This window comes from Pseudomonas sp. CF161 (assembly GCF_000416215.1).
Lineage (GTDB): Bacteria > Pseudomonadota > Gammaproteobacteria > Pseudomonadales > Pseudomonadaceae > Aquipseudomonas.
Genome location: NZ_ATLP01000039.1, coordinates 136,192 through 142,575, shown reverse-complemented (window position 1 = coordinate 142,575; position 6,384 = coordinate 136,192). Strand labels below are relative to the sequence as shown.

Genomic DNA, 6,384 nt, shown 5'->3' with positions numbered 1-6,384 from the left:
CGCCTCATGGCGCTGGACGACGAGGTGTTCTGCCGCGAGCTGGAGCGCGCCTTCGAGGGGCGCCTGGGCACGGTGCTGAGCGCCGACCCACGGCTCTGCGTGCCGCTGCGCCAGCGCCATGCCAAGCGCTATGTGGCCGAGGGCCTGGCGCTGATCGGCGACGCCGCGCACACCATCCACCCGCTGGCCGGGCAGGGCGTCAACCTGGGCTTTCTCGATGCGGCGGTGCTGGCCGAAGAACTGCTGCGTGCGCACAGCCGTGGCGAGCGCCTGGCGGATGTGAAGGTGCTCAGCCGTTTCGAACGCCGGCGCATGCCGCACAACCTGGCGTTGATGGCGGCGATGGAAGGCTTTGAACGTTTGTTCCAGGCAGACCCGCTGCCGTTGCGCTGGCTGCGCAACACCGGGTTGAAAATCGTCGATCAGATGCCCGAAGCCAAGGCGCTGTTTGTGCGTCAGGCGCTGGGCTTGAGCGGCGATCTGCCGGAACTGGCCAAGGCCTGAGCCCCTCGGTTCTGCGCCCATTGAGTTCGGTGCAACATCTGGTAACGCCTCGAGGACACGTTCGGTTGAGAAGGTAAATGTGAGTCCTTATCATTTGCCTTCACTTTGATCTCGAGAGACCGCTCCCATGTTGGCACCGAAGCGTCTACTGACTGCCCTGGCACTCACCCTTATCGGCGGAACCGCCCAGGCGGCCGATGAGGTGGTGGTCTACTCCTCGCGTATCGACGAGCTGATCAAGCCGGTGTTTGATGCCTACACCCAAAAAACCGGGGTTCAGGTCAAGTTCATCACTGACAAGGAAGCGCCCCTGATGCAGCGCATCAAGGCCGAGGGTGAAAACGCCACCGCCGACCTGCTGCTCACCGTGGATGCCGGCAACCTCTGGCAAGCCGAGCAGATGGGCATTCTGCAACCGTTCACCTCCAAGGTGATCGACGCCAATATCCCCCTGCAATACCGCTCCTCGGCCCATGCCTGGACCGGCCTGAGCCTGCGCGCGCGGACCCTGGCCTATTCCACCGACCGGGTTAAACCGGGTGACTTGACCACCTATGAAGCCCTGGCCGGCAAGCAGTGGGAAGGCCGCCTGTGCCTGCGCACGGCGAAAAAGGTCTACAACCAGTCGCTGACGGCCACGCTGATCGAAACCCATGGTGCGGAAAAAACCGAAGAGATCGTCAAGGGCTGGGTCAACAACCTGTCCACCGATGTGTTCTCCGACGACATCGCGGTGCTGGAAGCGATCAACGCCGGGCAATGCGACGTCGGCATCGTCAACACCTACTACTACGGCCGCCTGCACAAGCAGAAGCCGGACCTGGCGGTGAAGCTGTTCTGGCCGAACCAGGGCGACCGTGGGGTGCACGTCAACCTGTCGGGCATCGGCCTGACCAAGCATGCGCCGCACCCGGAAGCCGCCAAGGCCCTGGTGGAGTGGATGACCACGCCGGAAGCGCAGAAGATCTTCGCCGACGTCAACCAGGAGTTCCCGGCCAACCCGGCAGTGCAGCCGTCGGCTGAAGTGGCCAGCTGGGGCAAGTTCGTCGCCGATACCCTGCCGGTGGAAGTGGCCGGCAAGCGCCAGGCCGAAGCCATTCGCTTGATGGACCGCGCTGGCTGGAACTGAGCCTGCCGTTATACTGCGCCCCGCCTAATGCGGGGCGTTTGCTTTAAAGGGGCGACGATACCGCCCAGCGCGGGCACGCTCCTCGCCCCGGCGCTTCGCAAGCCTATTTGCCTGTCCCACCTGCCCGAGAGTTTTTTGTGGCCCATCCCGCCCAACGCCGCTGGTATCCCCTGGTCTTCGCCATTGCCGCCCTGGTCCTGCTGCCGCTGAGTGTCCTGCTGCTGTCCTGGCAGGTGGTCGACCAGCAGATCTGGTCGCACCTGTGGCAAACCCAGATGCCGAGGCTGCTGGGCAACACCCTGGTCCTGGTGTTGGGGGTGGGTGTCGGCGTGACCCTGCTCGGGGTCAGCCTGGCGTGGCTGACCAGCCTCTGTGAGTTTCCCGGTCGGCGCTGGCTGGATTGGGCGCTGATGCTGCCGTTCGCGATTCCGGCTTATGTGCTGGCCTTTGTCTTTGTCGGCTTGCTGGATTTTTCCGGCCCGGTGCAAAGCCTGCTGCGCGAGTGGTTCGGCAGCGGGCTGCGCCTGCCCCGGGTGCGTTCCACCGGCGGGGTGATCCTGGTGCTGGTGCTGGTGTTCTACCCCTACGTCTACCTGCTGGCGCGCACCGCATTCCTGGCCCAGGGCAAGGGCTTGATGGAGGCTGCGCGGGTATTGGGCCAGTCGCCGTGGCAGGCGTTCTGGCGCGTGGCGCTGCCCATGGCGCGCCCGGCCATCGGCGCCGGCGTGGCCTTGGCATTGATGGAGACCCTGGCCGATTTCGGCGCGGTCGCCGTGTTCAACTTCGACACCTTCACTACCGCTATCTACAAGACCTGGTATGGCTTCTTCAGCCTGTCCAGCGCCGCGCAACTGGCCAGCCTGTTGCTGCTGGCGGTGATGCTGGTGCTGTACGGCGAGCGTCGCGCCCGTGGCGCCAGCCGTGCCGGCAATGAGCGGCCGCGGGGCAAGGCGTTGTATCACCTGCGCGGGCTCAAGGCCCTGGCAGCCAGCGGTTGGTGCCTGCTGGTCTTCGCCTGCGCCTTCGTGATTCCGCTGCTGCAACTGGTGGTGTGGTTCTGGCAGCGTGGGCGCTTCGACCTCGATGAGCGCTATGCCGGGTTGATCGTGCACACCCTTTACCTGGGGGCCATGGCGGCGCTGATCACGGTGAGCGTGGCCCTGGTGCTGGCGTTTGCCCGGCGCCTGGCGCCGACCCGGGCGATCCGTACCGGGGTCAGCCTGGCCAACCTCGGCTACGCGCTGCCGGGTTCGGTGCTGGCGGTGTCGATCATGCTGGCGTTCAGTTACCTGGACCGCGAGCTGGTGATCCCGCTGTCGAGCTGGCTCGGCGGTGCCGGCAAGCCGCTGCTGCTGGGCAGCCTCTGTGCGCTGTTGCTGGCGTATCTGGTGCGCTTTATCGCGGTGGCCTACGGGCCGCTGGAAAACAGCCTGGCGCGAATCCGTCCGTCTTTGCCGGAAGCTGCTCGCAGCCTGGGGGTCAGCGGGCCACGACTGTTTTGCAAGGTGTATCTGCCGTTGCTGCTGCCCGGAACCCTCAGCGCGGCGTTGCTGGTGTTCGTCGATGTGCTCAAGGAAATGCCCGCCACCCTGCTGATGCGCCCGTTCGGCTGGGACACGCTGGCGGTACGGATCTTCGAGATGACCAGCGAAGGGGAGTGGGCGCGTGCTTCGCTGCCGGCCCTGACCCTGGTTCTGGTCGGGTTGTTGCCGGTCATTGGCTTGATCCGCCGCTCGGCTCATCGAATCGGTTAGGTGCCAGTCCTCAACCTTGCGGCTACAATGCGCGGCATTCGGTGCGGTCCATCTTCGGATCTGCTGGCTGGAATCGGCTGAAAGCCATCTATTTCAAGGCTTTCACCCGTGCAGCGGCGGTCCGCACCTTCGCCACGCCCGGAAGGAGAAACCCATGGGACAGCGCACGCCTCTGTATGACTTTCACCTCGCCCTTGGCGCGAAGATGGTCGATTTTGGCGGTTGGGACATGCCTCTGCATTACGGCTCGCAAGTCGAGGAGCACCATGAGGTGCGCCGTGACTGCGGTGTTTTCGATGTATCCCATATGACCGTGATCGACATCAGTGGCCCCCAGGCCAAGGCCTGGCTCCAGTATCTGCTGGCCAATGATGTCGAGCGCCTGCAAAGCCCCGGGCAGGCTTTGTACAGCACCATGCTCAACGACCGTGGTGGCATCGTCGACGATATGCTGGTCTACCGCACCGAAGACGGTTACCGGCTAGTGGTCAACGCCGCCACCCGCGACCAGGACATCGCCTGGATGCAGGCGCAACTGGGGGCGTTTCAGGTGCAGTTGCGCGAACGCTCGGACCTGGCGTTGCTCGCCATCCAGGGCCCGCAGGCGCGGCACAAGATCGCCGAACTGGTGACCCAGGCCCGTGGCGCGTTGATCCAGCAGCTCAAGCCATTTGAAGGCCGTTTCGACGGTGACTGGTTTATCGCCCGTACCGGCTACACCGGCGAGGATGGCCTGGAAATCATGTTCCCGGCCGATCAGGCCCCGGCGTTCTTCAACGACCTGGTGGGTGCCGGCATTTCCCCTATCGGCCTTGGCGCCCGCGATACCTTGCGTCTCGAAGCCGGGATGAACCTGTACGGCCAGGACATTCACCAGGACGTTTCGCCCCTGGCGGCCAACATGGCCTGGAGCATTGCCTGGGAGCCGGCCTCACGCTCATTCATCGGCCGCAGCGCACTGGAAGCCGAGCGGGCGAGCGGCGTGAAGCAGAAGCTGGTGGGCCTGGTCCTGGAAGAACGCGGTGTTTTGCGAGCGCATCAGGTGGTTCGCATCACAGATGTTGGCGAAGGTGAGATCACCAGTGGTAGTTTCTCCCCTACGCTGAGTAAATCGATCGCACTGGCGCGGGTGCCGATGGCCACCGCCGACCGTGCAGAAGTGGAAATCCGTGGCAAGTGGTACCCGGTTCGAGTGGTCAAGCCGACCTTCGTGCGCCATGGCAAAACCTTGATCTAACTTTTTCCGGCGGGCAGTCAGCCGCTGACATTTCTTCTTGAGGACACAGAATATGAGCGATATCCCTGCCGACCTGCGTTTTGCCGAAAGTCATGAATGGGCCCGTGTGGAAGCCGATGGCAGCGTGACCGTGGGTATTAGTGACCACGCTCAGGAAGCCCTGGGCGACGTGGTATTCGTCGAGCTGACCGAAGTCGGCACCGTGTTCGGTGCAGGGGATCAGGCGGGCGTGGTGGAGTCGGTCAAGGCTGCTTCCGATATCTACGCACCGGTGGCGGGTGAAGTGATTGCCATCAACGAAGAACTGAGCGCCAGCCCCGAGCTGCTCAACAGCGACCCTTACGGCGCCTGGATCTTCAAGCTCAAGCCAAGCAATGCCGCAGACCTGGACAAGCTGCTGGACGCTGCCGGCTACAAGGCCGCCATCGGCGAGTAAGCCCCTGGAAAGAAAAAAGCCTCGATCATTCGAGGCTTTTTTGTGGGCGCCGTATCAGGCGTCTTTCAGCACCGCCTTGACCGCCGCCACCGAGCGCTCGACGTCGCTTTTGCTCATGCTGGTGAACATCGGCAACGAAACGATCAGGCGTCCAACCCGTTCCGCCACCGGGAACATGCCCTCCTTGAAGCCGAGCTTGCGGTACAGGCTCAGCAGGTGGATGGGCGGGTAGTGATAGCCGATGCCGATGCCGCGTTCCTGCATCTGTTCCATAAAACTGGCGCGGGCAGGCTTGCCGTCCCGGCGCTCAGGCAGCACCAGCTGGAACAGGTGCCAGTTGCTGTTGCTGAAGTCTGCTGGCGGCAGCTGGGCGCCGTAGGTGGTCTCGAAATCGCTGCCAAAGCATTCGAAGTAGTGGCGGGCCAGTTCACGGCGATGGGCGGTGATGTGGTCGATATGGGCGAACTGCCCCAGGCCGATGGCGGCGGCGACGTCGGTCATATTGAACTTGCCGCCCAGGACATCCACATCCAGCCCGTCGAAACCGTTGCGGGTGACGCCTTGCAGGCGGTACTTCTCGGCCAGGCGCACTTCTTCGGGGGTGTTCAGCACCAGGCAGCCGCCCTCGGACGAGGTGACGTTTTTGTTGGCCTGGAAGCTGAATGACACAAAGTCACCGCTGGCGCCGATGCGCTGGCCGTCCCAGCTGGAGCCCAGGGCCTGGGCGGCGTCTTCCACCACCCGCAGGCCATGTTTGCGCGCCAGGGCGTAGAGGCGCGTCATGTCCACCGGCAACCCGGCCAGATACACCGGGATGATGGCTTTGGTGCGCGGGGTGATCGCCGCCTCCACCTGGGTCAGGTCGAGGTTGCGGGTGATCGGGTCGATATCGGCAAATACCGGGGTGGCGCCGACTTCCAGAATCACGTTGGCCGTGGCCACCCAGGAAATCGGGGTGGTGATGACTTCGTCGCCGGGGCCGATGCCGGCGATGCGCAGGGCGATCTCCATGGTGCAGGTGCCGGAGTTGAAGGTGCGCACCGGGCGTCCGCCGAAGAACTCCGAGAGCTGGGCTTCGAACGCCTGGACCTTGGGCCCGCTGGTGATCCAGCCCGAGCGCAGGACGTCGCCGACAGCGGCGATGGTGGCTTCATCGATGGTGGGTTTGGAAAACGGCAGGAAAGGCAGTTGGCTCATGGCGAGGGTGCACCCGGTAAGCAGAGGGTAGAAACAGGCAGGGTGCGCGCCGAGGCTGGCGCGCTGACGCCCAGCATAATGGTACCGATTGGGCGACGGCGCCAGCGCGTCGACGCCCGAAAGCGGC

The 6,384-nt window shown here is 64.2% G+C and carries 6 protein-coding genes; 5 read left to right on the top strand and 1 reads right to left on the bottom strand.

Annotated features, from left to right (window positions below; translation table 11 throughout):
- The 5 genes from CF161_RS07285 to gcvH all read left to right on the top strand — a co-directional run.
- Positions 1 to 504 (top strand): FAD-dependent monooxygenase (locus tag CF161_RS07285; protein WP_020295920.1); only part of this gene is annotated, 504 nt, incomplete at its 5' end.
- Between the two features lie 127 nt (positions 505 to 631).
- Complete coding sequence (locus CF161_RS07280) at positions 632 to 1,633, top strand: extracellular solute-binding protein (protein WP_020295919.1); 1,002 nt, start codon at positions 632 to 634, stop codon at positions 1,631 to 1,633.
- 137 nt (positions 1,634 to 1,770) lie between these two features.
- Positions 1,771 to 3,387, top strand: a complete 1,617-nt coding sequence (locus tag CF161_RS07275) for an iron ABC transporter permease (protein WP_020295918.1) — start codon at positions 1,771 to 1,773, stop codon at positions 3,385 to 3,387.
- A 154-nt stretch (positions 3,388 to 3,541) separates the two neighbouring features.
- Positions 3,542 to 4,624, top strand: coding sequence for a glycine cleavage system aminomethyltransferase GcvT (gcvT, locus tag CF161_RS07270; protein ID WP_020295917.1), 1,083 nt, complete (start codon positions 3,542 to 3,544; stop codon positions 4,622 to 4,624).
- 52 nt (positions 4,625 to 4,676) lie between these two features.
- Positions 4,677 to 5,060, top strand: coding sequence for a glycine cleavage system protein GcvH (gene gcvH, locus CF161_RS07265; RefSeq protein ID WP_020295916.1), 384 nt, complete (start codon positions 4,677 to 4,679; stop codon positions 5,058 to 5,060).
- Positions 5,061 to 5,114: 54 nt separating this feature from the next.
- On the opposite strand, the gene CF161_RS07260 is transcribed toward gcvH, so the two are convergent.
- The gene (locus tag CF161_RS07260) at positions 5,115 to 6,257 is read right to left on the bottom strand and encodes a DegT/DnrJ/EryC1/StrS aminotransferase family protein (RefSeq protein ID WP_020295915.1); all 1,143 of its coding nucleotides are present in this window, start codon (positions 6,255 to 6,257) and stop codon (positions 5,115 to 5,117) included.
- Positions 6,258 to 6,384: the final 127 nt, after the last annotated feature.